Origin of the sequence: Pedobacter sp. PF22-3 (genome assembly GCF_026239555.1) — a bacterium.
Taxonomy (GTDB): Bacteria; Bacteroidota; Bacteroidia; order Sphingobacteriales; family Sphingobacteriaceae; genus Pedobacter.
This window is the reverse complement of sequence record NZ_JAPIVP010000017.1, coordinates 67,275-93,313: the sequence shown is the minus strand read 5'-3', so window position 1 is coordinate 93,313 and position 26,039 is coordinate 67,275. Positions and strand designations below refer to the sequence as shown.

Genomic DNA, 26,039 nt, shown 5'->3' with positions numbered 1-26,039 from the left:
AAAAGCGTAATTCTATTTAACGTTTTTTTCCAAATAAGCAATTGCCTGGCCAACGGTACCGATGGTTTCAGCCTGATCATCAGGAATAGCTACATTGAATTCTTTTTCAAATTCCATAATCAATTCTACGGTATCTAAAGAATCTGCACCTAAATCGTTGGTGAATGAAGCCTCTGGCGTAACTTCGCTTTCGTCAACACCTAGTTTTTCTACGATAATAGCCTTAACTCTTGAAGCAATATCAGACATAATTTTATAATTTAATGGTTAAATAATTCTGTGCAAAGAAAAATAAATTCTTACAATTTTCAAATGTTTTTATTTCGATATGTAATTTTGGTACCTCAATAACACAGCGAATATAGAATTAGTTTTTTAATTTCGTTCTGTAAATAATTTATTTCGCTTTGAATAAGACCTACCTAAAACTTACCTTAGACCTTGATTTTATACTAATTGCGATCACAGCACCCCTAAAAGACTATGTGCTTTGCCACAAAATTAATACCCGGCTAAATACTGAATTTGAAAAAATAGAGGACCATGAAATATTTTTTAATATTGATGAACCAGCCTGGTCTTTCTCTAAATATTACTTTTTTGTAGAGCAGGGCGAGGTTGAATACTACTTAATCTGCAATAAAAGTAGCGATGGTTTTCTAATTCCGGAGATGAGCAAAGTAGATTTTTTTATTATCATTAAAGAATTTATTGACAAGGAGGATTTGGATTATTTAATCAACGGATTGAATAAACTGCCTGATATACAGGTGGCTGCAAAAATAGACCCCACTAAATTAAAGAGCCGTGAAAATTTGGTAATATAAAAATTATATACATGGTGTATTAAATACACTATATTTGGCAGTTACAAACAAAGAACAAAAAAACAAAATATATAAAATTTAATGCAGTTTGATTATTTTAGATAATAATTAGTGCTTTCTTAAACTGCATTCCTAAAATCAATAAATAAATGAAACCTTTTCATTCGAGAACTAAAATTGTTGCCACGCTTGGGCCTGCATCAGCAAAACCAGAAGTATTATACAGTATGTTTAACGCAGGTTTAGATGTTTGCCGTCTAAATTTTTCACACGGATCACAAGCAGATCATCAAGCGGTTTTGGATACCATCCGCGATTTAAACAAAAAATACGAATATAATGTAGGTATTCTTGCCGATTTACAAGGTCCTAAAATTCGTATTGGTTTAGTAAAAGAAGGTGGTATTAACCTGATTAACGGAAAAACTACCGTAATTACTACGAATGAATGTATTGGTAACGAAGAGCGTATTTATATTACTTACCAAAACTTTCCTCAGGATGTTCAGGCTGGCGAAATTATACTTCTGGATGATGGAAAGCTTCAGATGAAAGTGATTTCTACCAATTTAAAAGATGAAGTCGTTTGTGAGATTGTTCACGGTGGAATTTTAACTTCGAGAAAAGGTGTTAACCTTCCAAATACTAAGGTTTCTATTCCTTCTTTAACTCCGGAAGACCGAGAAAACTTAGAATTTGTTTTAGAAAATGATGTAGAATGGATCGGTTTGTCTTTCGTGCGTAAGGCAGAAGACATTATCGAACTTAAAAAAATTATTGCCGAGCGTGGTAAAACTGCCCGCGTAATTGCCAAAATAGAAAAACCAGAGGCTATTGCAAATATAGACGAAATTATTGCTGTAACTGATGGTATTATGGTTGCCCGTGGCGATTTAGGTGTTGAATGTCCGATGGAAGAAGTTCCATTGTTACAGAAAATGATTGTTGCTAAGTGTAGAGCGGCTTCTAAACCCGTAATTGTGGCTACCCAAATGTTAGAAAGTATGATCACAACGCCTCGCCCAACACGTGCAGAGGTGAATGATGTGGCTAACTCTGTTTTGGATGGTGCCGATGCGGTAATGTTAAGTGGCGAAACCTCAGTTGGAGAATTTCCGCTGATTGTTATCGAAACCATGCAGAAAATTATTCAGAACATCGAAGAGAACAATTATCCTTTCCATCCTGATAAGTTTTTAAAACCAAAATCACCTTCTTTCTTAAGTGATGCCATTTGTGATTCTGCTTGTTTCTTAGCGAAACAAACCAACGCAGTAGGTATTGTATCGATGACTTTGAGTGGTTATACTGCTTTCGAAATTTCAAGTCACCGTCCGGAAGCCCTTACCTTTATTTTTACCAGTAACAGGGCATTATTAAACGCGGTAAGTTTACTTTGGGGCGTAAGAGGTTTCTACTACGATAAATGGGAAAGTACCGATAATACCATTATTGAAGTGAACGAATTCTTAAAAAGCAAAAAATTGGTTAAACAAGGTGATATCATCATCAATACAGCTGCTATTCCGATGGAAGCAAAAGGTAAAACCAATATGTTAAAAATTACGGTTATTGATTAATTTCTGATCTTGTATATAGAAATGCTCCCGATTTTAACCGGGAGCATTTTTTTTATCAATAAAAAATATATTTTTGCAATCCAATGCGAAGAGGTATCAGTCCAAAGAAACCTTTGGAGGTATCGATTGGGTAAGTTTGGAAACTGTATATTGCTACATTTATTTGAAACAAAATACAATGATATAATCGGAGAGGTGTCAGAGTGGTCGATCGAGCACGCTTGGAAAGCGTGTGTACTGCAAGGTACCGCGGGTTCGAATCCCGCCCTCTCCGCTGAGCGGGGGAATTGAAAAATTCTCCCGCTTTTTTGTATCGTCCAAGAGTGTAAATCCCTCGTTATGTCGGATATTCCATCGACCTGAACCGAGTAAGTTTTATTGTTTAAAGGGGCTGTTGCGGATTAAAATCATTACTCCATTAAGAATACGCTTATATGCCTGTTCTTATCATCTGGTTTAACAACTTGATTTGCTACTGATGTACTTTTACGGGTTACCAAATTGCATTATCGGTATCAATAGCAGATGTAAATGCTAAAATATGAATAACCGCCTAAAAAATCTTCTTTCGCCACTTTTCATTTTTTTTCTTGTCCTGTTAATTATCAACGACTTCTTTATGAAGCCAGCTTTCCATAACTGGTTTACCGGAAAACTTTCTGATTTTTGTGGGCTTTTTATATTTCCTATATTTTGGTCGGCTATATTCCCCAAACAAAAAATATGGGTTTTTATATCTACAGCGATCCTATTTACTTTTTGGAAAAGCGAATATGCCTCAGTTATTATTCAATTCATAACGCCATATTTCAGTATTGGAAGAACTGTTGATCTTTCTGATCTGATGGCACTACCCATGATCTTATTGGCCTGGATGTACCAAAAAAACGATTTGCAACAAGCCATAGGTAAATCCATGGGTAAAGCGCTAATTTCTCGATTGAGCGCCTACTTTGTTGGAGTTGTTGCGATTTTCTCTTTTTGTGCTACCACCCAACAAAAATATATCCAATCTTTCGATCAACCACAGTATGTCCTTTTAAAAAATCCAATAATACAAGACCTGAGTTCGCATAGTGAATTTGAATTTTACAATAGAGATTCATTGCTTGTTATTAAAATAAATTCTTTAAGTATTAGCAAGCCTGTGAGATATGACGATTACAATAAAAACCTCTTCCTCAAAAACCTTGACAAGGATGTTTTATATGATATCGCAGATAGCGCCAGCCTGGTTTCCCCAGGAAAAATAACAATTTTAACGGTAGATACGGAGGAAGGAATTGATTCCTTAAGATTTAATGGCGGGCGACTTGACGGAAGGTTTGTAAGAATGAAAAATGGTAAACCGATCATTGAGGGTCTTTATAAGATGGGATTTGAAGACTCAACCTGGATTATTAGAGATACTATTGGTAGCGATAAGGTTATAAAGACATTTGTTAACGGAGAAACAACCAGTATCAAGCACTATAACCATGATAAGCTCAAGTCTTCTTCAAAAATCAATACTCGTTCTGATACCATTTTTAACACCTATATTCAGCTGGCAATTCTGATCGTGTGCATGGGAGGCATAGTCTTTTGGCTATATAAAAATTATCTCAATACAGTTCCTGAACACCTTAAGCTTAAGTTATTATGGAAATTGTTAATATGCTTTCTCGCGCCATTGTTCGTCTGGTTGCTTTACTTCGGGATCAGGCTGTTGCTCATGAATTATGATCAGGATATTTTCGAGACCCTGGCAACAATTATCTTTATTTTTATAGCAATTTTCCCATTGATGTTTATCATTGTTTTTTGGATCAAGCTTAGAAAAGAAATAGATATTCTTTTATACTGTATATTGTTCGCTCTTGCATGCAGCACGTGGGCAACTTATGTTACACTTGAAGCAATATCAAAGTGAACAAATTAACAGGCGACTTCAACAGGAAATCTTTCAGCGTAAGGTAGCAATACTTTAAGATTTGTTTGCTATTCTGAACGGACCTGCTTATGGACTGTATTGCATTAAATATCCGCTCATAATCGTATTCGACAGGGCCTTTGATGACGGTGGGGTACTGAAGCTTAGTGGATAAACTTTTCGAAAGTGAAATTTGGCTGATGCATTTCTATTTCGTTTCTCACTGATGACAGTTGTGCTTCGTTGGCATAAATGAACATTTGTTCTTCATAATCATTTATAGCATTTTCTAAGGTTTCAAATTTTCCATCAGTTAAATTACCCGCTAAAATTAGTGCATCCATTAGCCCGGTATTTACACCCTGACCTGCAAAAGGTGGCATTAAATGAGCTGCATCTCCGATGAGCGTAATCGGTAGGGGGCGGCCTTTCTTCCAGGGTTTATCCAGTGATAATTTTCTTGTCGGCAGTCCCCAAAAAGAGGAGGTTGAACGGAATAATTGTTTGTAATGTTCATTCCAATCTATAAATCTATCTGAAAGAAACGTTCGGATACTATCCTGATTCTGAAAGTTTAACCCATTGTGAGCATCATCCCAATTTTCTGGCTTTTTAAAAATTACACCATAGGTTAACACGCCACTATTATTTGGGTTTGCAACCAATAAATTGCCTTGGTAGGCAGCCATTAATCTTTTACCATTGCATAGTTGGAAAAATTCGGGACAATTTATTTCAGGTTGAGGTACATCTCCCTGTATGATAAAAGTTCCGGTGCTTTCAGCGACTGTATCGGTAATGTATGTTCTTATTTTAGACATTCCACCATTGGCTATGATAATCAAGTCAGCAGTTGCCACTGTTTCATTCTCAAATCGTAAGTGCCACTTTTCATCACAAACTTCGAGTTCTCTACATTTGCTGTCCCAGATTACTGTGCCCTGTTTCAAACTATTTAGCAATACTTTTCTGAGGTCATTTCTGTTTATTTCAGGATTATCGTATTGATTTTCAGGTGTAATCTGTTTGGTGAATAATATTTTTCCTTTTTCATCAGTCATTATTATTCCCATGGGCCTTGCTATGGCGTAGTAACTTTCCAGTAAACCAGCTTTTTTCATCACTTCCTGTCCCGAATCTTTGTGCAAATCAAGCGTACCGCCCCAAATCCTGGCTTGTGGATTTTTATCTCTTTCGTAAACAGTTACATCAATTCCTTTTTGCTGTAATAATATCGCCATAGTCAGGCCAACTGGTCCTGCACCGATAATAGCCACTTTTTTTTCTTTCAGTATCATTGCCTTTAATTGATATGCAAAGTTATCAGTCACTTTAGTATAAAATATCTATATTGGACATAAAAACAGTCGTTAAAGACTTTATGGAAACGGCAGATCAAACGGTTCCCCATGTGCTGAAAAGATTAGCTCACCTATTGGGAACACAACTCATAGATAGAAGATTAGAAATACCACAACAGTTTGGTAGTGGATATTGTATTGGATTTGTTTTTAATGAACACTTACGTATGCTCATTAGTAACTATGAGCTTAATGAAGATGTACTTGTTCAAAATCCTGATGTCGATAAAGCTAAGAGGATGATATTTTTCAAGTTTCAAAACATATTCTCCAGAGCAGAAACTTCGTCAACCCACAAGTATACAATACCCTCGGTGTTAATAGGCACCAGTCGTATCAATACAGATGATGTTATTGCGATCCATACCAATTCAGCAACCATTAATATAGAAGTTGATGCGGATTATTTAAACGGCCTGTTTATTGCCTCGCAAGAATCATCAGTTTTAAAAGGCCTTCTGCAAAATAAACGTCCTCTTTTGTTCGAACAGATCATGTATCCTTCTTTACAAAAAATTGTGGATGAAATCATATCTGAACCGGCTAATGAAACGTTTAAACTTTTCTTTTTAAGGATAAAGGCCGAAGAACTTATTTGCAGGCTATTGATGGAACTGGAAAACCGCGATGAAAAGCAATTGCATGCTTTAAACATTTATGATATACAAGCCGTTTACCGCGTTAAACAGCAGATACTTGAACATTTGGAAACGCCTCCAGTGATTAAAGAACTCGCACTTGGTGCTCATATGAGCCCAACTAAACTGAAACGTTTATTCAGGCAAATTTTTGGCGACAGCATTTTTAGTTATTATCAGGAGTTTAGAATGCAAGAAGCAGCCCTTTTGTTGAGCGCCGAAAAGCTATCTGTATCAGCTGTTGGATACCGGATGGGGTTTACAAACCTCAGCCATTTTTCAAGAATATTTAAAGCGCATATCGGTATGAACCCTAAGCATTACGCATTAAATGGACCAAAATAAAGTGCATTTTAAAACTTCATCGTCAGTTTGCTGCTAAACCTAAACAGTCAAAAAAGAACGAAATTCTGTTTCTCACCCTTGCTCAGTTAAAAGCCTGACGAAATTCGAGCGGCGATAAACTTGTTTTCTTTTTGAAAAGTGTACTGAATGATTGCGCATGTTCAAAACCCAGGGCATAGGCGATCTCGCTGACGGAAAGATTAGTGGTGGAAAGTTTTTCTTTTGCTCTTGCAATCAGCTTTTCATGAATGTGCTGCTTTGTGTTTTGCCCGGTATGAATCCGAAGCAGGTCACTCAGGTAGTTTGGCGACAAGTTCATCTGCCCTGCAATATAGTTTACCGTGAGTAAGCTGTTTACATCGCTGTTAAAGTAGTCATCTATCAATTGCTCAAACCTGGTCAAAAGGGCCAGATTATTATTCTTGCGGGTCAAAAACTGGCGCTCGTAAAAACGGTTGGAATATTTTAGGAGGCTCTCGATCTGTGTGAGAATGATCTCCTGGGTATGTTTATCGATATGCTGGCACTCCTTATCAATTTTATGGAGGATCGAGATCAGATCGTCCTCTTCCGCTGCCGATAGGTGTAATGCTTCATTAACCGCGTAATCGAAAAAACCGTATTGATGAATGCTATTCGCCAGAGGATGTTGTAAAAGGAAGTCTGGGTGAAAGATCAGGAGATAACCAGACCCGCATTCCATATTTTGCAGGTCTAGTTGTTGCACCTGGTTGGGCGCGGTAAAACTCAATACCCCTTTATCGTAATCATAATGTTGCTGCCCGTACCTGATCTTACCTTTGGCTTCGCGTTTAAGCGCTACGCAATAAAAGCGGTTAACGAAACCTTTCCAGATTTCATCTTCCAAAAAAATACTTTCTGCCAGGTTGATCACGCTTACCAGCGGATGGCGGGGTTCTGGCAACGACAGTAAACGGTGAAATTCAGATATGGAGTTAATGGCGTTCATAAACAAATTTAATCAATTAAACCCATACTAAACTCATCATATGGAGCGCCGGTATCTGTACCTAATGGTATGATGCTTTCCAGTTGTGAAAGATCCTCCCTCGTCAATTCAATGTTAGTTGATGCTATGTTTTGTTCCAGGTATTTTCTGCGTTTTGTGCCCGGAATCGGTAAAATTCCGTTGCTCATGATCCAGGCTAAAGCCAGTTGCGAAGAAGTGACGTTTTTTGCTTCGGCCATGGCTTCAATCGCTTTAACCAATTCAATATTCTTGTTAAACATTTCCCCCTGGAAACGCGGAATCGCCTTGCGAAAATCGTTTTCCGGCAGGTCGTCGATGCTTTTGATCTGCCCAGATAAAAACCCACGGCCTAGTGGCGAGTAAGCCACGAAGCCAATGCCCAGTTCATTTAAGGTGGCTAAAACCCCGCGTTCTTCTACGGTCCGTTCAAATAAAGAATATTCGCTTTGTACAGCGGTAATCGGATGCACAGCATGTGCCCGCCTAACCGTTTCCGACGATACTTCCGACAGACCGATATAACCTATCTTACCTTCCTTAACCAGCTCAGCCATGGCTTCAACTGTTTCTTCAATCGGCGTATTTTTATCCAGGCGGTGCAGGTAATACAGATCAATGTAATCGGTATTAAGGTTCTTTAACGAACGCTCTAAAGATTTCTTTACATAATCTTTTTTTCCGTTAATAGCCCAGGTTACTTTATTGTTATCATCTATTTCCCAGCCAAACTTGGTGGCCAGAATATACTGATCGCGTTTACCACTGATGGCCTTCGCAATGAGCTGTTCATTTTTCAGCGGCCCGTACAGATCGGCAGTATCCAAAAAATTACCACCCAACTCGAGTGAACGGTGTATGGTTGCGATGGCCTCCTGCTCATCCGCAGGGCCATACATATGTCCTTCTTCAAAGCCCGTCATACCCATACAGCCTAATCCGATCATTGGTACAACCAAACCCTGGTTACCCAATGCCATTTGTTTTATTTCCATAATTCAAAGATCAGCAAGCTAAATTGCACTGATGTATGCAAATCCCTGAAGTTTGTAAGCAAATCAAGGAATGATTTAATGGCTATAAGTTTTAAGACTAGCGGCATTGCTTTAGCCATATTGAGCTAAGATGAAGTCGTTCAAAAAAGATTGTTCGGTTTTGCATACCTTTTCGCTTCTCAACATAACGCAGGAGGTAAAAGCCTGCCATTTTGTATCACGATTAATACCAATCATTTGCCAAAACAGTCTTATTTTTATCGCAAGATTAACTAACATGATGAATAAATATTGGTTTACTGTAACGGCTTGTACTTTGGCCATTACAGCAAATGCTCAACAGAAAGCTTTAACCGTTAAAGATTACGAAAGGGCAGAAAGTTTGATGGGTTACAATACCGTAAAGTACATCGATCATGCCAGTGCGCAACCAAACTGGCTCGAGGGAGATAAATTTTGGTACAGCACGAAAGTAAATGGCACTGAACAGACTTTTTTGGTAGATCCGGTAAAGAAAACTAAAACTTTAACTACCGATTATAAAGGCAGTTTAAGCGCTTCACGTCGCGGACTTAGCTGGAATGAAGTGCTGTCTCCTGATGGAAAAAAGACCATATTAATTAAAGATTACAATCTTTTTGTTAAAGATGTAGCCTCGGGGAAATTAACCCAGCTAACTACTGATGGCATAAAGGATTATGGGTATGCAACCGATAATGCAGGTTGGAAGCATAGTGATGCGCCAATTTTGCGTTGGTCGCCTGATTCGAAAAAAATAGCCACTTTTCAGCAAGATCAGCGGAATTCGAAAGATATGTATCTGGTAACCACGAATGTTGGGGCACCGACATTAAAAGCCTGGAAATATCCTTTGCCTGGCGATAAACAGATTGCAACAATTAGAAGAGTGGTGATTGATGTTGAAAACGGGAAGATGGTTGCACTGAACATTCCTGCAGACCCACATCGTGCTACCTTAAGTGATGATATTTCGAGCAGTGGCACTTTTGATGATATTGATTGGAAAGCTGATGGTACAGAAGTGGCATTTGTGTCTACTTCCCGCGATCATAAAAATGAAAAATTCCGTATTGCGAATGCCGCAACAGGTTCCGTTCGCGAAGTTTTCGAAGAAACCGTAAAAACACAGTTTGAATCTGGTCAGGGTGCCATCAACTGGCGGTATCTTCCTGCCTCAAAAGAAATTATCTGGTATTCGGAAAGGGATAACTGGGGACATCTGTATTTATATGATTCTGGTAATGGAAAATTAAAAAATCAGATTACCAAAGGTGATTTCGTGGTTACACGGTTAATTAAGGTTGATGAAAAGGCACGTTCAATTTATTTCTTGGCCAGTGGCCGAGAAAAAGGTAATCCTTATTTCAGTTACCTGTATAAAGTTGGTTTCGATGGTAAAAACTTGACCCTTTTAACGCCAGAAACTGGTAATCACCAGGTTGTATTTTCGCCATCTTTCGAATATTTTGTAGATAGTTACTCGCAGCCTGATGTTCCTGCAGTTACTGTTTTAAGAAGTATCAGTGGTAAACTGATCAATACTTTAGAAAAAACAGATGTTTCTCGGTTAACCGCTACAGGATGGAAAGCACCAACTCCGGTTTCGGTGAAAGCCAAAGATGGTAAAACCGATATTTATGGTCTGGTTTTTACACCAACAAAAATGGATGCCAGTCAAAAGTATCCGGTTATCGATTATATTTATCCAGGTCCACAAGGCGGTAGTGTAGGCAGCTGGGCCTTTGTTGCTTCGCGTGGCGATCATCAGGCTTTGGCCGAGTTGGGCTTTATTGTGGTAGTAATAGAAGGAACCAGTAATCCTGGCCGTTCTAAAAGTTTCCATGATATGAGTTATGGCAATATGGCCGAGAATACCTTGCCTGATCAGATTGCAGCCATCAGACAGCTTTCTGCAAAGTATCCCATTGATACGACAAAGGTAGGTATCTGGGGCCACTCGGGCGGAGGTTTTGCTACTGCTGCGGCAATGTTCCGTTACCCGGATTTCTTTAAAGTAGGTATTTCTGAATCAGGTAATCATGAAAATAGAAACTACGAGGATGATTGGGGTGAGCGTTACAATGGTTTGGTAGAAAATTCGGATTATGAAGCACAGGCCAATCAGAATTATGCTAAAAACCTAAAAGGAAAATTAATGTTGGTACACGGTATGATGGATGATAATGTACCACCTTACAATACACTTTTAGTTGTAGAAGCATTAGAAAAAGCAAATAAATCTTTCGACCTGGTTATTTTTCCAAACAGTGCACATGGTTACGGTTCTTACTCGCCTTACATGATGCGCCGCCGCTGGGATTACTTTGTTCAACATCTTTTAGGGGCAGAGCCACCTAAAGACTACCAAATGAAAGGCCCTTCGGCAAGATAATTTTCTAGAAACTGTATTTTTGAATTGAACCCCAAATGTTTTTAAAACTTTTGGGATTTATTATTTACATCAAGGTTGTCGCAATTCCACGTATTCGTAGCGATGGCAATCAAATTTAAATTCTTCAATCAATAGGCTAATGTGATAGCTTTTTTTGTGCTAAATGTATTTGCTGTTTTTCATTTACTAGCTGGGCAAGCCCGCTTTATCATTAGCTCTAATCGCATGCAGCTCATATACCATAAGTTTTTGAAATAAATAATGATCCTTTTTATGGTTTTATATAATTTATAAGCTATATTCATATTATAAAATGGATAAGATTTGTAGGCTTAACGGCTCAGCGGATACACTTAACCATTACATTAACTAGATACTAAACTAAATCACAATAGGTCAGGGTTCTCTATTCTTGGAATTCGATTTATTGTACCGAAAATTATGAGACAAGTACAAATGTTTATCATTTTATCTCAACTGTTTTCTCTCCTTACCGGCTATGTGCAGCCTATAACCAACAATTTTCAAATTAAAAGAAACGAACCAAGCGATCCGGATGCGCTAAAAATATGCTTATTGCAGGATAAATATGGGTTAAAAACACTCCAGAATTTTGATATCATAAATATCGGGAACGATCCCAGAGATTTTGAATTTTCTTAATTGCATAGGCTTAAAGGTATAATCAACTAATCCAAAACTAAAATAGAAGCTATGAAATACAACCCGCCTTAAATCCGAATTTCCTAAATCGTTAAATGCCCTATTTTCTAACCAATTATTAAATCCATTATGAACATTACTTTACCAGGCAATTACGCTGTTTTGTCCTTAAAACAGAAATTGTATTCATTAAAGAAATTTATAGGCTTAAATCTCCTGATGCTCTTATTTAGCACAGTAGCTTTTGCCCAAATTACTGTAAAAGGTATAATATATGATAGCGATAAAACGCCCTTAGCAGGCGCAACTATACAGGTAACAGGGACCAATACAAGAACCCAAAGCGATGTTGAGGGTAAATACCAAATTACCGCTCCCACCGGAACATCTCGGTTAACAGTGAGTTTTGTGGGCTATGAATCGCAAACGGTAAACATCAATAACCAAACGCTGCTAAACATTACCTTAAGTTCGCTGAATAATTTAGAGGCGGTTGTGGTTGTTGGCTATGCATCAGTAAGAAAAAACGATTTAACGGGTGCTGCAACAACAGTATCGGCTAAAGATTTTAACAAAGGCCCGTTAAATGCCCCCGATCAGCTCATACAGGGCAAGGTTGCGGGTGTACAGATGATCAATAACAGTGGTCAGCCAGGAGGTGCATCTACTGTGCGCATCAGGGGTAACTCAGCCATTACCGGAACCGGCCAGCCCCTTTATGTGGTGGATGGGGTAGCGCTTGATGGACGATCGGCAAGACCCTCAACCAGTGCAGGTATCGGAACAGCGCCAGATGGTAACCCTTTAAACTTTATCAATCCGGCCGATATAGAATCGATGGAAATATTAAAAGATGCATCGGCAACAGCAATTTATGGTTCGCGTGCTGCTTACGGTGTGGTTTTGATTACCACTAAAAGAGGGAAATCGGGAGAAACCAAAATTGATGTAAGTGCCTCGGCAGGGGTAAGCAATATTGCCAAAAAAGTAGAGGTATTAACCGGCGATGAGTACCGGGCGGCATTATCGAAGTACAATCTTAATACCGGTAATTTCGGCACCAGTGTTGATGCATTAGATGCAATTACCAGAACAGCTTATAACCAAAATTATTCTATTGGTATAAGTGGTGGTACTAATGGCAATACCTTTCGCGCGTCCATTGGTTATCAAGACCAGCAGGGGATTATCAAAACAACCGATTTTAAAAAATACAGTGCAGGTTTTAACGGTAATTTCAAATTCCTCGAAAGCAAAAAGCTGGGTTTGGATGTGAATATGATCAGTAATCAATACCTCGAAAGCGTAGCGCCGATTACCACCGATGCGGGTTTTACAGGAAGTTTGATTTCGCAGGCACTATCCTGGAACCCTACCCAATCTTTTTATAATCCCGATGGAAGTTTATTTATAGATTATGGTTCGACTACGATCAATCCTTTGGCTGCTTTAGCTGCAAATAGCGATAAATCGAAAGTATCAACCATTTTGGGAAGCATTTCGCCTTATTACAAAATTACACCCTGGTTGGAGTATCGCATGCTGGCCAGTGTAAATTATAGTACAGGTATAAGAAGGGCTTCTACCAGGAGCACCTTAAATCTGCAGGGTATTCAGCCGTCAGGAACTTTTCTGGGTGGTTATGCAAGCTATTCTAATAACGAGCTGATTACGCAACAGTTTACCAATACCTTAAACTTTAATAAGGAAATTGTAAGCAAACTAAACCTGAATGCTATTTTAGGTTACGAATATTCCAACTTCGTTAATAAAGGCGTAACCAATACGGCAACTGGTTTTGGCGATATAGCTGCCGATTATACTGATGCCTTTCAAACAACGGCTCCGGCCAACCGTACATTTTCTACCTTCAACAATCCTACAACACAATTGCAATCGTATTTTGCAAGGGCAATTTTTAATTACGATAATAGGTATATCTTAACCGCTACATTTAGGGCCGATGGTTCCACTAAATTCGGTAAATCAAACCGTTACGGTTATTTTCCATCTTTTGCCGCTGCCTGGGATATCAGAAAAGAAAGTTTCATGTCTGATATCCAATGGCTAGATCTACTTAAATTACGCGTTGGTTATGGTAAAACCGGTAACCAGGATTTTCCTTCAGGTTCTGCGCAGCTTCGTTACGATTTTGGAAATGCGAACGGTTCGCCAATTTTAACACCGATCAACAATGAAAATGCCGATTTAAAATGGCAGTCAGACAAACAGGCCAATGTAGGTATCGATTTCGGCTTGTTTAAAAACAGGTTAACCGGATCGATTGATTATTTCAATAAAACAACAAAAGACCTATTGTTTCCACAGATTGCGTTTTCACCGGCAGTTGGAGGCAATGTGCCTACTTGGGTAAATTTACCGGGCCAGATCATCAATAAAGGGCTTGAGCTGACCTTAAATGGTATAATTATCGATCAGGATAATTTTTCATGGTCTTTAGGAGGTAACGCTACTTTTATCAACAATAAAGTGCAGAATATTAATGGCATTATTAAAACAGGCTCGTTAAACGGGCAGGGATTGAGCGGTGTAACCACCGAAGTGATCCAAAATGGACTACCACTTTTCGCCATGGTAACCCGCCAATATAATGGTTTGGATGCCAGTGGTTTTTCTAAGTATACCGACGATGGTTTTACTGCTTATTACGTAGGCAATCCCAATCCGAAAGTAATTTTGGGTTTAAGTACAAATTTAAGGTATAAGAAATTCTCTTTAACAGCCAACTTTAATGGTGCGTTTGGTCAGGATGTTTATAACAATACCGCAAACTCGGTACTTGCGATATCCAACCTGGGTGCACAGCGTAATATCTCTGCCGCTTTGATCAATTCATCTATACAAGAGTCGCTGGCCAATCCAATTGCTGCCTCATCAAGGTACATCGAAAAAGGCGACTACCTAAAATTAGCCAACGCTACGCTTAACTATAATATTGGCAATATTGGTAAATCGATAAAGTCGCTTAATATTTATGTTAATGGCCAAAACCTATTCGTAATTACGAAATATACAGGTTTTGATCCGGAGGTAAATGTAAACAAAAGTGTAAGCGGGGTTCCATCTGCAGGTATAGATTATACGGCTTATCCAACGGCAAGAACCTTCAATTTTGGTGTTAATTTTTCTCTTTAATCTTTAATTATAATCACATGAAAAATAAATATATTTTCACTTTCGCTGTATTGGCCTTGAGTTTTTCGGGCTGTACCAAGCTGAATGAAGACCTGAATGGCCAGGTTGGCAGTGGCGCAGTATCATCAAATAATGTTGCGGGGGTATTAGGTGCCACTTACGCCGCCATGATTGGCCCTTACCAGGCACCTTGGAATTGGGCTGCGCTGCAGGAAGTAACGTCAGATGAAATTATTGTGCCTACGCGTGCAGGCGATTGGGACGATAATGGTGCCTGGCGGGCACTGCATCTACATAAATGGGCGCCCGATCATACCCGTATTTCGGATGTGTTCAGGGATTTGAACAGTATCTCTTATGTGGCTACAAGTGTTTTAAATGCCAGTCCGAATGCAGTTCAGGCAGCGCAGGCACGTTTTTTACGTGCATTTGCACAGTTTTCGGTTTTAGATGGCTGGGGGCAGGTTCCGTACCGGGATCCCGGAGAAGGTGTTACCAAACCATCTCGTGTTCGAAATGCTGCTGATGAAATTACCTATTTAATCAGCGAATTAAATGCTATTATCCCTGATTTGCCGGTTGGACCTGCAAATCTTGCCAATAAAAATGCGGCGAGAACACTTTTAATGAAAGTTTATCTTAACAAGGGTGCTTTCCTAAACCGGAGCACGCCAACTTTCGACGCTGCTGACATGGCCAAGGTAATTTCGCTAGCTGATGAAATAGCCGCTGGCGGTTATGTGCTTACGCCAAATTATTTCGACAATTTTGCCCCAACAAATGATAAGCTTTCTACCGAAAATATTTTTACCGCGCAAAATTTAGGCGGCGTAAGTGGGAGCGATTTAGATGGGCAATGGAAATGTACCACACACTATAACCAAGACCCCAGTGGTTATAACGGTTTTTCAACCCTATCAAACTTTTATGCAAAATTTGAGACTACCGATTTGCGAAGAGGAGGATCTTATGCAGGGCAAACCAATGTTGCAGGCGTTAGGGTTGGTTTTTTGGTTGGGCAACAGGTAAACCAGAATGGTGTAGCCTTAAAAGACCGCAAAGGTAACCCATTGGCTTTTACGTCAGAGGTAAGCATTATCGAAAGAGATCCTAACCATTTGGAAGTGGCAGGTATCCGTGTGATTAAGTATCCGATTGATTATGCCAACGCTGGATCTAAAAAACCTGATAACGACTGGGTTTATTTCCGTTACGCTGATGTATTGTTGATGAAAGCCGAGGCCCAATTAAGAACCTCGCAAACGGCGCCTGCCTTAACCATTGTAAATTCGATCAGGACGGTAAGGGGTGCTTCCATTTTACCAAGCTTAACATTAGATATCCTGCTTGATGAGCGCGGCCGTGAGCTGTATTGGGAAAGTTTTAGAAGGCAAGATTTAATCCGTTTTGGAAAATTTCTCGCTGCATGGCAGGAAAAACCTGCAAGTGAAGCTAAATACCTTCTTTTCCCTATCCCGGATAATCAATTAGGTAACCCCAATCTGATACAAAATCCTGGGTATTAATATTTAATACTCATTAATAGAGGCTGCAACCATTAGCATATTTCATGTCTTTTTTTGGTTCAGCCTCTGTTTTTTTCCTAAGGATTACAAATGAACGTATAATCAATTATTTTTCCATCAGCTTTAAAAGTACACCGTTGGTCCAGCCAAATCCATCTTGTAGCGGATATTCCCCACCACCACCTTTACTGTTCGGTTGTACTACATTATATTTCTCCATCAATTTCCCGGTTTCCTTAAATACCGAAATGTTAAGATTTATCCATCTGGCACTAATCCTATTGGCAAGTTTATTATATCTGTAATTGTGCAACCCCGCAATGCTGATGTATTGCAGTGGTGCCCATGCGTTTGGTGCATCCCATTGCTCTTTTGTAGTGGTTAAAGTTGTAATTAAGCCACCTGTTTTAAGAAAGTTTCTTTCCAGTTTTTCTTTAACAGCTTTGGCCTGTACCGTAGTTGCCAGTTTAAAATATAGCGGAAATGCAGCTGCAAGCGTAAACTGATTAGAAGATGATCGGTTTTTCCAATTATAATCGGTAAAAAAGCCCTGTTTTTTGTTCCAGAAATATTTCAGGATGGCTGTTTTACGCAACCTTGCTTTTTGGATAAATGAAATAGCTTTTGTTTTATTGCCTGCTTCATTGTTTGCCGTGGCAATAGCCATTTCGAGATTGTACAATAAAGTATTTAAATCAACCGGAAGCAGATCTGTAGTAATAATTTGGTTATAACTTTTACCGTCGGCAAACCACCTGCTGCTAAAATCCCAACCTGATTCTGCCGCAGCGCGTACATTTCTGAGAAAAGTGGACGGAGCCTGTTTAGTTAATTTAGCCGCTTCAAAATCTTCCCTGTACGATTCTTCCCGTGGCTGATCGCTGGCATCATAGTATCGGTTTAAAATGGTGCCGTCAGTAAGCTTTACCACATGGTTTATGGCTTCACCATTACTTAATTGGCTGGCTCCTTTCATCCAGAATCGATATTCTTTTTCAAGGACATCTTTATAATCTGCAAGTTTAACATCCTTATTATGCTTAACAAGCAGCTGCACCATAGCTGCAAAAAATGGCGGCTGCGAACGTGTTAGGTAGTATGTGCGGTTTCCATTGGGGATAAAACCATACTTATTGATGAGGAAAGCGAAATTATCAACCATATCTTTTATGGTTTCTGTTTTGCCTGCCTTTTGCAATCCAAGCATTGTAAAATAGGAATCCCAATAATAAATTTCCCTGAACCTGCCGCCCGGAACAATGTAGGATTTCGGTAATGGTAGGAGTGATGTTTGATAGGCGGAAGCCGTATCAGGATCTCTTTTTAAAACCGTCCACAAAGTATCCAGGTGTTTTTTTATGCCTGCGTTGATATCAGATTGGTAGGCCGCATGATGACTTTCCGGCATATTAAAATATTCATTTACAAAGGCCTTCAAATCAAAATTTGGCTTGTTTTTTAAAGCATTATAGGCCTTCATGATTTCAAATGGACTCTTTTTGGGAATGGCGTCTGCAAAAGATTTACTATCTGGATAAATTCTTGCCATTTGAACTTTTTCAAATAAATCAGGGTAGGTTTGCCTCGAACTTAATTCGTTTTGTGCAAATAAACGGCTAGAAATAAATAATAGGCAGGTTAACAACATCATTTTAATGATTGGCAAATTTTGACTCCTCATATTACTTTTTATTAAATGTAATTAATTATCGTATTTCTATGTTAAAAAAGCAAAATGAAATCCAGCTGCTTTATTTGGCAAACAAAGATTCACTTATCTTCGTTTTGATTATTAAATAACTTCGAATGGGAAAAACCAGAAATCAGCATAATATCATCATTACCGGTGCAACTGGAATGGTTGGCGAAGGCGTATTGATGCAATGTTTAAACAGTCCTGAAATTGATCATATTTTGGTAATCAACCGTAAGCCCTGCGCTTATATACATCCAAAATTAAAGGAGATTATTTACTCCGATTTTTTTGATTTCTCCGCAATAGAAAGTCAGTTATCGGGCTATAATGCCTGCTTCTTTTGTTTAGGCATTACTTCAGTAGGTGTTGATGAGGAGACCTATTATAAAATGACTTATACGCTTACCATGCATGTTGCGCAAACATTAAGCAAGCTCAATAGCGATATGACATTTTGTTATGTTTCTGGTGGAGGAACCAATGAGAATGGCCGTTTAAAATGGGCACAGGTAAAGGGCAAAACAGAAAATGATTTGACAAAATTACCTTTCCAGCAGGTTTTTAATTTCCGCCCGGGCTTTATTAAGCCTTTGCCAGGGCAAAAATATGCACATCAATTTTATAAATACATCAACTGGTTATTTCCGATCGGTAGGGCCATTTATCCGAATGGTTTCTGCACAATGGCTGAACTTGGCCGGGCAATGATCAATACCTTGAGCCACCATGATGAAAGACGGACTTTGAATGGGAAAGACATTATTGCTTTAGCAAAAGAATAAGCTCAGGTACTGCTTAAGTACCCGAGCTTATTTCAACTGTTTAAGGATTTAGTTTAGGTTAATTGATTGTTTTGGGTTTTAATATAATACTGCAGTTGCGTCTTTATCTTTTTGAGATAATACTGTTGCACCCGAGCCACATTGGCCACCGTTCATCAGCGATGAAGCATCTGTTCCAGTAACTCCAGGAACATTTGTAGCTGTAGATTCACCCTGTGCAGCCCAATTGGTATGTCTGAAAGAAATGCAATGTCCAAACTCATGGCATATGGTTCTTGCACGTTGCGCAAAAGAGTTGCCCGCAATATAACTTTTGTTAATTTTAATTAAGGCACCTGCGCTTCCGCCTGATGGGAACTGGCCCTGGCCGCAAACACCATTACCTAAATTTTCATCTTTAATTAGAATATCATAAGGTGCTGCGGTTACAACGTTAAAGCGCAATGTAGAACCCGATACACCATTCCATTGCGCAAGTGCATTATTAATTTCGCTGCTCATTGACGTCATGGATGCATCTACGAAGACCCTGATGTTTAGCTTTTTAGTGCTGTTAACAATACTTCCGGTATAATATTGTTCTGTTTTTGGCCCTGCGCTGCTAGCGGTGATCTCCATGTTTTTAGGAAATATGATATCTTCTTCAACGATATATTCATTTCCATTATCTACAATGCTCGACTCGGGGAAGCCGAGGTTTTTAATGTGCTGTAAAACCTTATCGGCATTTTTTACAGTTTCTTGCGGTTCTGCTGTTAATGTTTCTTGTTTTTTTTTACATGCAGCAATTACTACTGCAACCATCGCTACGATTGCGATTTTTTTTAGATTTTTTTTCATGGTGAAAAGCGGTTAGTTGATCCTTAAATAGCTGATGAAACAAATGTAACAGAACCTGTTACATAAATTTTAGGTCAAGGGCGAATTTTACACGAAAACTGAAACTGTATTGATTGTAATTGTATAAATCTATTTTTGTATTTAAAAATTTACACAAACACCTGTTTTGGCAGATGAAATCGTTGTTGAATAGAATTGTTTGCGCTTATGTAGATATATTGCATTTTTAGACAGTTGATATAAAAATCATTTTATTTTTTTTAGTAGTATTGAACAACTAAATAAACATGCTATGAATTCAATGCTAGGGGCAATAACCCTTTTTGCTGGTGACTATGCACCAGAAGGATTTGCGATATGTGACGGCTCGTTGATATCGGTCAGTAAAAATATAAAGTTGTTTTCTATCCTTAAGACAAGGTATGGTGGCGATGGCATGTCAAATTTCGCGCTGCCTAAGCTCCCATCAGTAGAAGGTGCTATATACATCATTTCTACCGATGGCTATTATCCATCACACCCTAGGGATTAAGGTGGATGATTTAAGCATAAAAAAAGGTGATGATCTTGCTGGATCATCACCTTTTTTATTATTTCTTGTTGTCGTGTTTTCTTTGATTGTCCTTATTTGAGGTCTGGTCTGACCGTTGTCCGCCGCCATTTGTAATGCCCTGGATTTTTTTATCCGTTTTAACATCATGATTAGCCCGATCGGCTATAGAATTACCTTGAACTGTTGGGTTGTTTTTTGGTGTGCTCGTATTTTTCATAACTCAAAGATTTAGTAAATAAATTAAAGAGCGATATGATAACAACCAATGTTAGATTCGATATGTTTTGATTTTTTTGAGTTATTGTACTTCGATTAATCGACATTTCGAACAGAATGCATTGCAATCAAGAAATCTAAGAAGAATAGATCTCTCCATTTCGCTACGCTTCAGTCGAGATGACGACGATTTGAAAGGTATATTTGCCCAATTTCAATCACTAATGAACCAATGGCTACTGAACGAATGGACAACTTAGTACAATAAAAATATTGTCGGCTTTTTATGGAGGTCTATTTCCTCTTTTCGCCAGTTATAAACACTTTGTGTTTTAATAAATTCATCTGCTGCGGTAAGGTTACTGGCCACACAAACCTGCGTGTTGGGTTTACAGCTTTTCAGTACTTCTTCAAAAAGCTGGTTATTGCGGAAAGGCGTTTCGATAAAAATCTGTGTTTGTTTGTAACGGCTTGCAGATAAATCCAGGTCTTTAATCCGCTTGGTGCGCTGCTCTTTATCAATCGGTAAATAACCCCAAAAAGCGAAACTTTGTCCGTTAAAACCCGAAGCCATCAGGGCAAGTAAAATAGCGCTTGGCCCTACCAATGGTACTACCTTAATACCACGTTTATGTGCTTCTGCAACAATATCCGCTCCAGGATCAGCAATACCAGGGCAACCAGCTTCACTCATTAAACCAACGTCTTTTCCGGCAGCAAGCTCAACAAAAAACTGCCCTAAATCTGTTCGGTTATGTTTACCATAATCATGCACAATCAGATCTTTCTGTGGTGTTTTTAAGCCTGCCTCTTTTAAAAAGCGGCGTGCTGTTTTACTGTTTTCTACAATGTAGGTATCAATCTGGTTAATGGTATCAACCAGATAAGGGGTAAACGTTTTATGTGCTACCTCTTCTGCCAATGGTACGGGAATAAGGTATAAAGTGCCTTTTTGCATGTTACAAAAATACGCACAATAAATAGAATTTAAGTTCTAAAGCTTATAGAACTGGCAATATAATCTCTTCCGTAAGCAGATGTGTAGCAAATTTTATTTTTAACTGACTTATTTTCTGCACAATTAAACTGGGCTTAAAACGTTAAATATTAGTTAAATATGCCTTGGATGGCAATATTCTGGGGAAAATCCAAAAACTATGCTTGCATATTAAACCTTTGGTGTTTTTGGTTCTCTAATTGATACACACACATTAGGTTATTAAAATAAACACACAAATGAAAACACTGAAATCTACGGCACTTGTGCTGGGGCTATTTTCGCTCCTTGCCGGAACCACAACCCTTGTCAGGGCACAAGACTACCAAAACGATTACCAGTCTGATGGTTACAGTACCGGCAATATTTCTCTACAGACTTTTTACGATGAACTTTCGCCTTATGGCACCTGGATACAGGATCCACAATACGGTTATGTTTGGCGACCAGATGTAGATCAAAGTGAATTCCGCCCGTATTATACCAACGGACGTTGGGCGATGACCGAATATGGTAATACCTGGGTTTCTAATTACGATTGGGGCTGGGCACCTTTCCACTACGGTCGTTGGGTAATTAACAGTTACAGGCAATGGATCTGGTTACCTGATACCAATTGGGGACCAGCATGGGTAGATTGGAGAAGTGGAGACGGATATTATGGATGGGCACCTATGGCACCAAGTATCAGTATTAATTTAAGCTTTGGCCGCCGTTATGCAGTACCAGAATTTTGCTGGAACTTTATCCCTCAGCGCAATATTTATATTAATACTTTCCCAAGATATGATTACGGCCGCAATAACGTATATATCCGCAATACCACGATTATCAATAATACTTATGTGTATAACAGAAGAACTTATTATGGCGGTCCAAGGGTTGAAGATATCAGGCGCGCAACCAACAGAGATGTAACTGTATATCGTTATGCCGAAAGCTCAAGACCAGGTGCAAGCCGGATTGGTGGTAGGGAGGTAGCGATTTACAGGCCAAGACCCGAACGTAATGCAGTAGTAGATAACCGTAATGCTGCGCCAAGGAGATTTGAGCAAGGTAATGCTGGTATCAGCAGAGGCGGCAGAAACGAAGGCTATACCAACCGCGATCAAAGAGGTAATACGCCAGGCAATAACGACAACCGTTTCGGATCGAGAGATAACCGAAATGCAGGCCGTGATAGTAATAATCAGCCAACTAACAGGGGCGAGGCTTATAATAGGGATGCAAACGGACGTATTAGTCGTGGCGGTACCAATGGAATTGATAATGGGAACAGACAAGATAATGCAAATCGTGGTCAGGATCAACAACGTTTAGATCAGATCAGACAACAGCGTAATCAAGACCGAATGAGCATAGATCAACAACGTAACCAACGTGATATGCAGCCACAACGAGGTCAGGATGATCAACGTGCTCAAATGGAACAACAAAGGGCACAGCGTAATGAGCAGATGCAACAACAACGTGCACAACAAGCCCAACAGCAGCAGCAAGATAGGGCGCAACGCGATGTACAGTTGCAACAACAGCGTAATGAGCAAATGCAGCAACAACGTGCTCAACAAGCCCAACAGCAACAACAGGAAAGGGCGCAACGTAATGAGCAAATGCAACAGCAACGTAATGAGCAGATGCAACAGCAACGTGCACAACAAGCCCAACAGCAACAACAAGAAAGGGCACAACGCGATGCGCAGGTTCAACAGCAACGTAATGAGCAGATGCAACAGCAACGTGCACAACAAGCCCAACAGCAACAGCAAGAAAGGGCACAACGTGATGCTCAAGCTCAGCAACAAAGAGCTCAGCAGCAGCAACAGCGACAAGAACAAAGAAGGTCTGAAGCACCACAACAAAGGGGTGGTGGTGAAGGAGGAAGACCATCAAGAGGTGGTAGAGGATAAAATAGAAAGTCCCGATGAAAATCGGGACTTTTTTATGCGGTAATTCTAATAAAGTTAACGTCATTTCGAGCGAATTGCAACGAAGTCGAGAACTACGTAGTGCTCAGCGAAGCTAAATCTATTAAGATAGATCTCTCCATTCCACTGCGTTCCAGTCGAGATGACGATCTTCATTTTATTACTGCCCTGCTGCTTCATGAAGGTTACTTAAATCACTTCCCCTAAAAGTGCTTTCGGCATTTGGATGCAGGTTTTCAGGGTCGAGTAAAAAAGTGGTTATTCCCAGTTCTAATCCAAATTTAATTTCCGATTCGGCATCATCACCAATAATTAAAATATCATCTTTGTTAAGTTGATGCTGGTCGATCAGCATTTCAAAGGTTTTTTTCTTATTGCTTGTCGAAACATCTACCACATGCACTTCTTCAAAATCATCGGCGATGCCCAGCATTTTTACTTTTGATTGCTGTTGTTTTGGAAAACCTGCTGTTACAATAAATTTTCTGCCGATTAAGCTTTTGATATAGTGGTAATCATCACTCGGTTTTAAAGGCTGGTTTACGGACCTATTTTGGAGGTAAGAAATTACTTCTGGCATTGTTTCTTTCTTAAAATGGTATTTTTCAGCTACTTTTAAAAAAGGTGTCCTCAGCATTTCCTGTTTGGCTAATCGAAAATCTTCTTTGCTGATTCCTAAATCCATACTTTCTAAGAAACGATATAATTCGCCCATCAATTGTTCTTCGTTCTGCTTGGTAAAGTAAATGGTATTGTCTAAGTCTATAAAAAATATTCGCTTCATTATGGATTAGTTTTTGTAAGATGAAAAAAATAAAAACACCTGTGAGTTAAATATGTTTAATAAGTAAATCAATAAGACCATGAAAAAAGAAACGAAAATCATAGTAGGCGTATTAGCCGGAGCAGCATTGGGTGCAACTATTGCGCTAGCATTATCTTCAGATTCGAGCAGCGATCTGAAAAATAAAGTATCAGATTTTTTTGCTGATCTTTTAGATGCCTCAAAAGATAAATTAGCAGGTTTGGCAGATAAAGCCACAAGCGTTGCCGATAAGGTTAAAGATAAAGTAGCAGAGATAAATGCGTAACGAATTGAAAGTGCCGGAAATATCCGGCACTTTTATGCTATATATATTCTAACCAATATCTTGATGAACATTGCTTTTCATGGTGCCGCCCGTACGGTTACGGGGAGTAAGCACCTTATTACTTTAAAAAACGGTACCCAAATTTTATTAGATTGTGGCTTATTTCAGGGGATGGGCCATGTTACCGATAAATTAAACGACTATTTTGGTTTTGATGCCAAAAAAATCACCTATCTCGTTTTATCACACGCACATATTGATCATTGTGGTTTATTGCCCAAATTGGTGGCTGAAGGGTTTGAAGGAAAGATTTTCTGTACTTCGGCTACAATGGACCTTGCCCGAATTTTAATGATGGATTCTGCTAAAATCCAGATGCAGGATGCCGAATACGCAAACCGTAATCTCCACGAAGGTGAAGAGATGGAAGAAGCGCTTTATACCGAGGAAGACGTGACCAAAACAGTTGGCCAGATGAAGATTGTGGAGTATGAAGAAGATTTTGAGATTGAAGACGGAATTCGATTGAAATTTACCGATGCAGGCCACATCTTAGGGAGTGCTGCCGTACATCTTACCATTACAGAAGATGGAAAACCTACGCGCATTACTTTTTCTGGTGATGTTGGTCGTTATGGCGACTTGCTGCTGAAAAGCCCGCAACAATTTGACCAGGCTGATTATATCTTGATGGAATCAACCTATGGCGATTCGCTACATAAAGATCTCGAACCGATCGAAAATATGCTTTTGGAGATCATCAATAATACCTGTAACATAAAAAAAGGTAAGGTAATTATTCCAGCTTTTGCCGTTGGCCGTACACAGGAACTCCTTTATGCTTTAAATGGTTTAGAGTTGAAAGGTAAATTGCCTGATGTTCCCTACTACGTAGACAGTCCTTTATCATCAAAGGCAACTCAAATTCTTAAAAACCATCCTGAAGTATACAATAATGGTGTTAAAGAAATTTTAAAGGTAGATCATGATATCTTTGGCTTTAAAGGATTGCGTTTTATCGAAAGCGTTGAAGAATCGAAAGCTTTAAATGCTGATCCAAGGCCTTGCGTAATTATTTCTGCATCGGGTATGGCAGAGGCTGGCCGGGTAAAACATCATATCAGGAATAATATCAGTAACCAGAAAAATACCATTTTAATGGTGGGTTATTGTGAGCCGAACTCGCTGGGTGGTAAATTAATTGTAGGACAGAAAGTAGTTGAAATTTTCCGCCAGGAATATGAAGTTAAAGCCGAAGTACAATCCATAAAATCGATGAGTGCGCATGGTGATTATGAAGATTTATTACATTTTTTATCAGGCCAGGATCCGGCGAGGGTAAAACAGTTGTTTCTGGTTCATGGAGAGTACGAAGTACAACAACATTTTGCTACGAGACTAAAAGATCATGGTTTTAAACATGTAGCCATACCAGAATACCATCAGGCATTTGATTTGGATTAAAATTGTTACGCAAAAATGTGATGAAAATCGTTGGTTTGGATTTTTAATTAAGCTGGTCTGGATTACAA

Annotated in this window: 22 protein-coding genes and 1 tRNA gene; 14 read left to right on the top strand and 9 right to left on the bottom strand. The window is 39.1% G+C overall.

Annotated features, from left to right (window positions below):
- Window positions 1-12: 12 nt before the first annotated feature.
- Window positions 13-249, bottom strand: a complete 237-nt coding sequence (locus OQX63_RS19065; protein WP_008508386.1) for an acyl carrier protein — start codon at window positions 247-249, stop codon at window positions 13-15.
- A 158-nt stretch (window positions 250-407) separates the two neighbouring features.
- Between OQX63_RS19065 and OQX63_RS19060 the strand changes: the two genes are divergently transcribed.
- The 4 genes from OQX63_RS19060 (at window position 408) to OQX63_RS19045 (ending at window position 4,319) form a co-directional block, all read left to right on the top strand.
- Window positions 408-827 carry an IPExxxVDY family protein gene (locus OQX63_RS19060; RefSeq protein ID WP_265852405.1) on the top strand — a complete coding sequence of 140 codons (420 nt, stop codon included), beginning with the start codon at window positions 408-410 and terminating at the stop codon, window positions 825-827.
- A 149-nt stretch (window positions 828-976) separates the two neighbouring features.
- Entirely contained in the window at window positions 977-2,407 is a 1,431-nt protein-coding gene (gene pyk, locus OQX63_RS19055; RefSeq protein WP_265852404.1) for a pyruvate kinase, read from the top strand.
- Window positions 2,408-2,596: 189 nt separating this feature from the next.
- Window positions 2,597-2,681: transfer RNA gene (locus OQX63_RS19050), tRNA-Ser, on the top strand.
- A 267-nt stretch (window positions 2,682-2,948) separates the two neighbouring features.
- A complete protein-coding gene (locus tag OQX63_RS19045; protein ID WP_265852403.1) occupies window positions 2,949-4,319 on the top strand; it encodes a hypothetical protein in 1,371 nt (456 codons plus the stop codon).
- A gap of 164 nt (window positions 4,320-4,483) precedes the next feature.
- On the opposite strand, the gene OQX63_RS19040 is transcribed toward OQX63_RS19045, so the two are convergent.
- Window positions 4,484-5,617, bottom strand: a complete 1,134-nt coding sequence (locus OQX63_RS19040) for an FAD-dependent oxidoreductase (RefSeq protein ID WP_265852402.1) — start codon at window positions 5,615-5,617, stop codon at window positions 4,484-4,486.
- 53 nt (window positions 5,618-5,670) lie between these two features.
- Between OQX63_RS19040 and OQX63_RS19035 the strand changes: the two genes are divergently transcribed.
- Complete coding sequence (locus tag OQX63_RS19035) at window positions 5,671-6,663, top strand: helix-turn-helix transcriptional regulator (protein ID WP_265852401.1); 993 nt, start codon at window positions 5,671-5,673, stop codon at window positions 6,661-6,663.
- A gap of 82 nt (window positions 6,664-6,745) precedes the next feature.
- On the opposite strand, the gene OQX63_RS19030 is transcribed toward OQX63_RS19035, so the two are convergent.
- Window positions 6,746-7,633, bottom strand: a complete 888-nt coding sequence (locus tag OQX63_RS19030; RefSeq protein ID WP_265852400.1) for a helix-turn-helix domain-containing protein — start codon at window positions 7,631-7,633, stop codon at window positions 6,746-6,748.
- Window positions 7,634-7,641: 8 nt separating this feature from the next.
- Window positions 7,642-8,646 (bottom strand): aldo/keto reductase, encoded by a 1,005-nt coding sequence (locus OQX63_RS19025; protein WP_265852399.1) that lies wholly within the window; start codon window positions 8,644-8,646, stop codon window positions 7,642-7,644.
- A 277-nt stretch (window positions 8,647-8,923) separates the two neighbouring features.
- On the opposite strand from OQX63_RS19025, the gene OQX63_RS19020 reads away from it, so the two are divergent.
- The 4 genes from OQX63_RS19020 to OQX63_RS19005 all read left to right on the top strand — a co-directional run bounded on the left by OQX63_RS19020 (window position 8,924) and on the right by OQX63_RS19005 (window position 16,404).
- A complete protein-coding gene (locus OQX63_RS19020) occupies window positions 8,924-11,059 on the top strand; it encodes a S9 family peptidase (protein WP_265852398.1) in 2,136 nt (711 codons plus the stop codon).
- Between the two features lie 441 nt (window positions 11,060-11,500).
- Window positions 11,501-11,722 carry a hypothetical protein gene (locus OQX63_RS19015; RefSeq protein ID WP_265852397.1) on the top strand — a complete coding sequence of 74 codons (222 nt, stop codon included), beginning with the start codon at window positions 11,501-11,503 and terminating at the stop codon, window positions 11,720-11,722.
- 129 nt (window positions 11,723-11,851) lie between these two features.
- The gene (locus OQX63_RS19010; RefSeq protein ID WP_265852396.1) at window positions 11,852-14,878 is read left to right on the top strand and encodes a SusC/RagA family TonB-linked outer membrane protein; all 3,027 of its coding nucleotides are present in this window, start codon (window positions 11,852-11,854) and stop codon (window positions 14,876-14,878) included.
- A 17-nt stretch (window positions 14,879-14,895) separates the two neighbouring features.
- Window positions 14,896-16,404, top strand: a complete 1,509-nt coding sequence (locus OQX63_RS19005) for a RagB/SusD family nutrient uptake outer membrane protein (RefSeq protein ID WP_265852395.1) — start codon at window positions 14,896-14,898, stop codon at window positions 16,402-16,404.
- A gap of 106 nt (window positions 16,405-16,510) precedes the next feature.
- Here the strand turns inward: OQX63_RS19005 and treF are convergent, their stop codons facing one another.
- Complete coding sequence (treF, locus tag OQX63_RS19000; RefSeq protein WP_265852394.1) at window positions 16,511-18,085, bottom strand: alpha,alpha-trehalase TreF; 1,575 nt, start codon at window positions 18,083-18,085, stop codon at window positions 16,511-16,513.
- Window positions 18,086-18,210: 125 nt separating this feature from the next.
- Between treF and OQX63_RS18995 the strand changes: the two genes are divergently transcribed.
- Complete coding sequence (locus tag OQX63_RS18995; protein ID WP_265852393.1) at window positions 18,211-18,882, top strand: NAD-dependent epimerase/dehydratase family protein; 672 nt, start codon at window positions 18,211-18,213, stop codon at window positions 18,880-18,882.
- Between the two features lie 78 nt (window positions 18,883-18,960).
- On the opposite strand, the gene OQX63_RS18990 is transcribed toward OQX63_RS18995, so the two are convergent.
- Complete coding sequence (locus OQX63_RS18990) at window positions 18,961-19,722, bottom strand: M57 family metalloprotease (protein WP_265852392.1); 762 nt, start codon at window positions 19,720-19,722, stop codon at window positions 18,961-18,963.
- Between the two features lie 292 nt (window positions 19,723-20,014).
- Here OQX63_RS18990 and OQX63_RS18985 point away from each other — a divergent pair, with 292 nt between their 5' ends.
- Window positions 20,015-20,254, top strand: a complete 240-nt coding sequence (locus OQX63_RS18985; protein WP_265852391.1) for a phage tail protein — start codon at window positions 20,015-20,017, stop codon at window positions 20,252-20,254.
- A gap of 58 nt (window positions 20,255-20,312) precedes the next feature.
- Here the strand turns inward: OQX63_RS18985 and OQX63_RS18980 are convergent, their stop codons facing one another.
- Both OQX63_RS18980 and OQX63_RS18975 read right to left on the bottom strand, forming a co-directional pair.
- On the bottom strand, window positions 20,313-20,492 hold the full coding sequence (locus tag OQX63_RS18980) for a hypothetical protein (protein WP_265852390.1): 180 nt from the start codon (window positions 20,490-20,492) through the stop codon (window positions 20,313-20,315).
- 255 nt (window positions 20,493-20,747) lie between these two features.
- Window positions 20,748-21,449: an SAM-dependent methyltransferase gene (locus OQX63_RS18975; RefSeq protein ID WP_265852389.1), complete on the bottom strand. Its 702-nt coding sequence runs from the start codon at window positions 21,447-21,449 to the stop codon at window positions 20,748-20,750.
- Between the two features lie 278 nt (window positions 21,450-21,727).
- Here OQX63_RS18975 and OQX63_RS18970 point away from each other — a divergent pair, with 278 nt between their 5' ends.
- Window positions 21,728-23,398: a DUF6600 domain-containing protein gene (locus OQX63_RS18970; protein WP_265852388.1), complete on the top strand. Its 1,671-nt coding sequence runs from the start codon at window positions 21,728-21,730 to the stop codon at window positions 23,396-23,398.
- A 178-nt stretch (window positions 23,399-23,576) separates the two neighbouring features.
- On the opposite strand, the gene OQX63_RS18965 is transcribed toward OQX63_RS18970, so the two are convergent.
- Complete coding sequence (locus tag OQX63_RS18965; RefSeq protein WP_265852387.1) at window positions 23,577-24,200, bottom strand: HAD family hydrolase; 624 nt, start codon at window positions 24,198-24,200, stop codon at window positions 23,577-23,579.
- Between the two features lie 79 nt (window positions 24,201-24,279).
- Here OQX63_RS18965 and OQX63_RS18960 point away from each other — a divergent pair, with 79 nt between their 5' ends.
- Both OQX63_RS18960 and OQX63_RS18955 read left to right on the top strand, forming a co-directional pair.
- Complete coding sequence (locus tag OQX63_RS18960; RefSeq protein WP_134204220.1) at window positions 24,280-24,507, top strand: YtxH domain-containing protein; 228 nt, start codon at window positions 24,280-24,282, stop codon at window positions 24,505-24,507.
- Between the two features lie 63 nt (window positions 24,508-24,570).
- Window positions 24,571-25,971: an MBL fold metallo-hydrolase RNA specificity domain-containing protein gene (locus tag OQX63_RS18955; protein WP_265852386.1), complete on the top strand. Its 1,401-nt coding sequence runs from the start codon at window positions 24,571-24,573 to the stop codon at window positions 25,969-25,971.
- Window positions 25,972-26,039 lie beyond the last annotated feature (68 nt).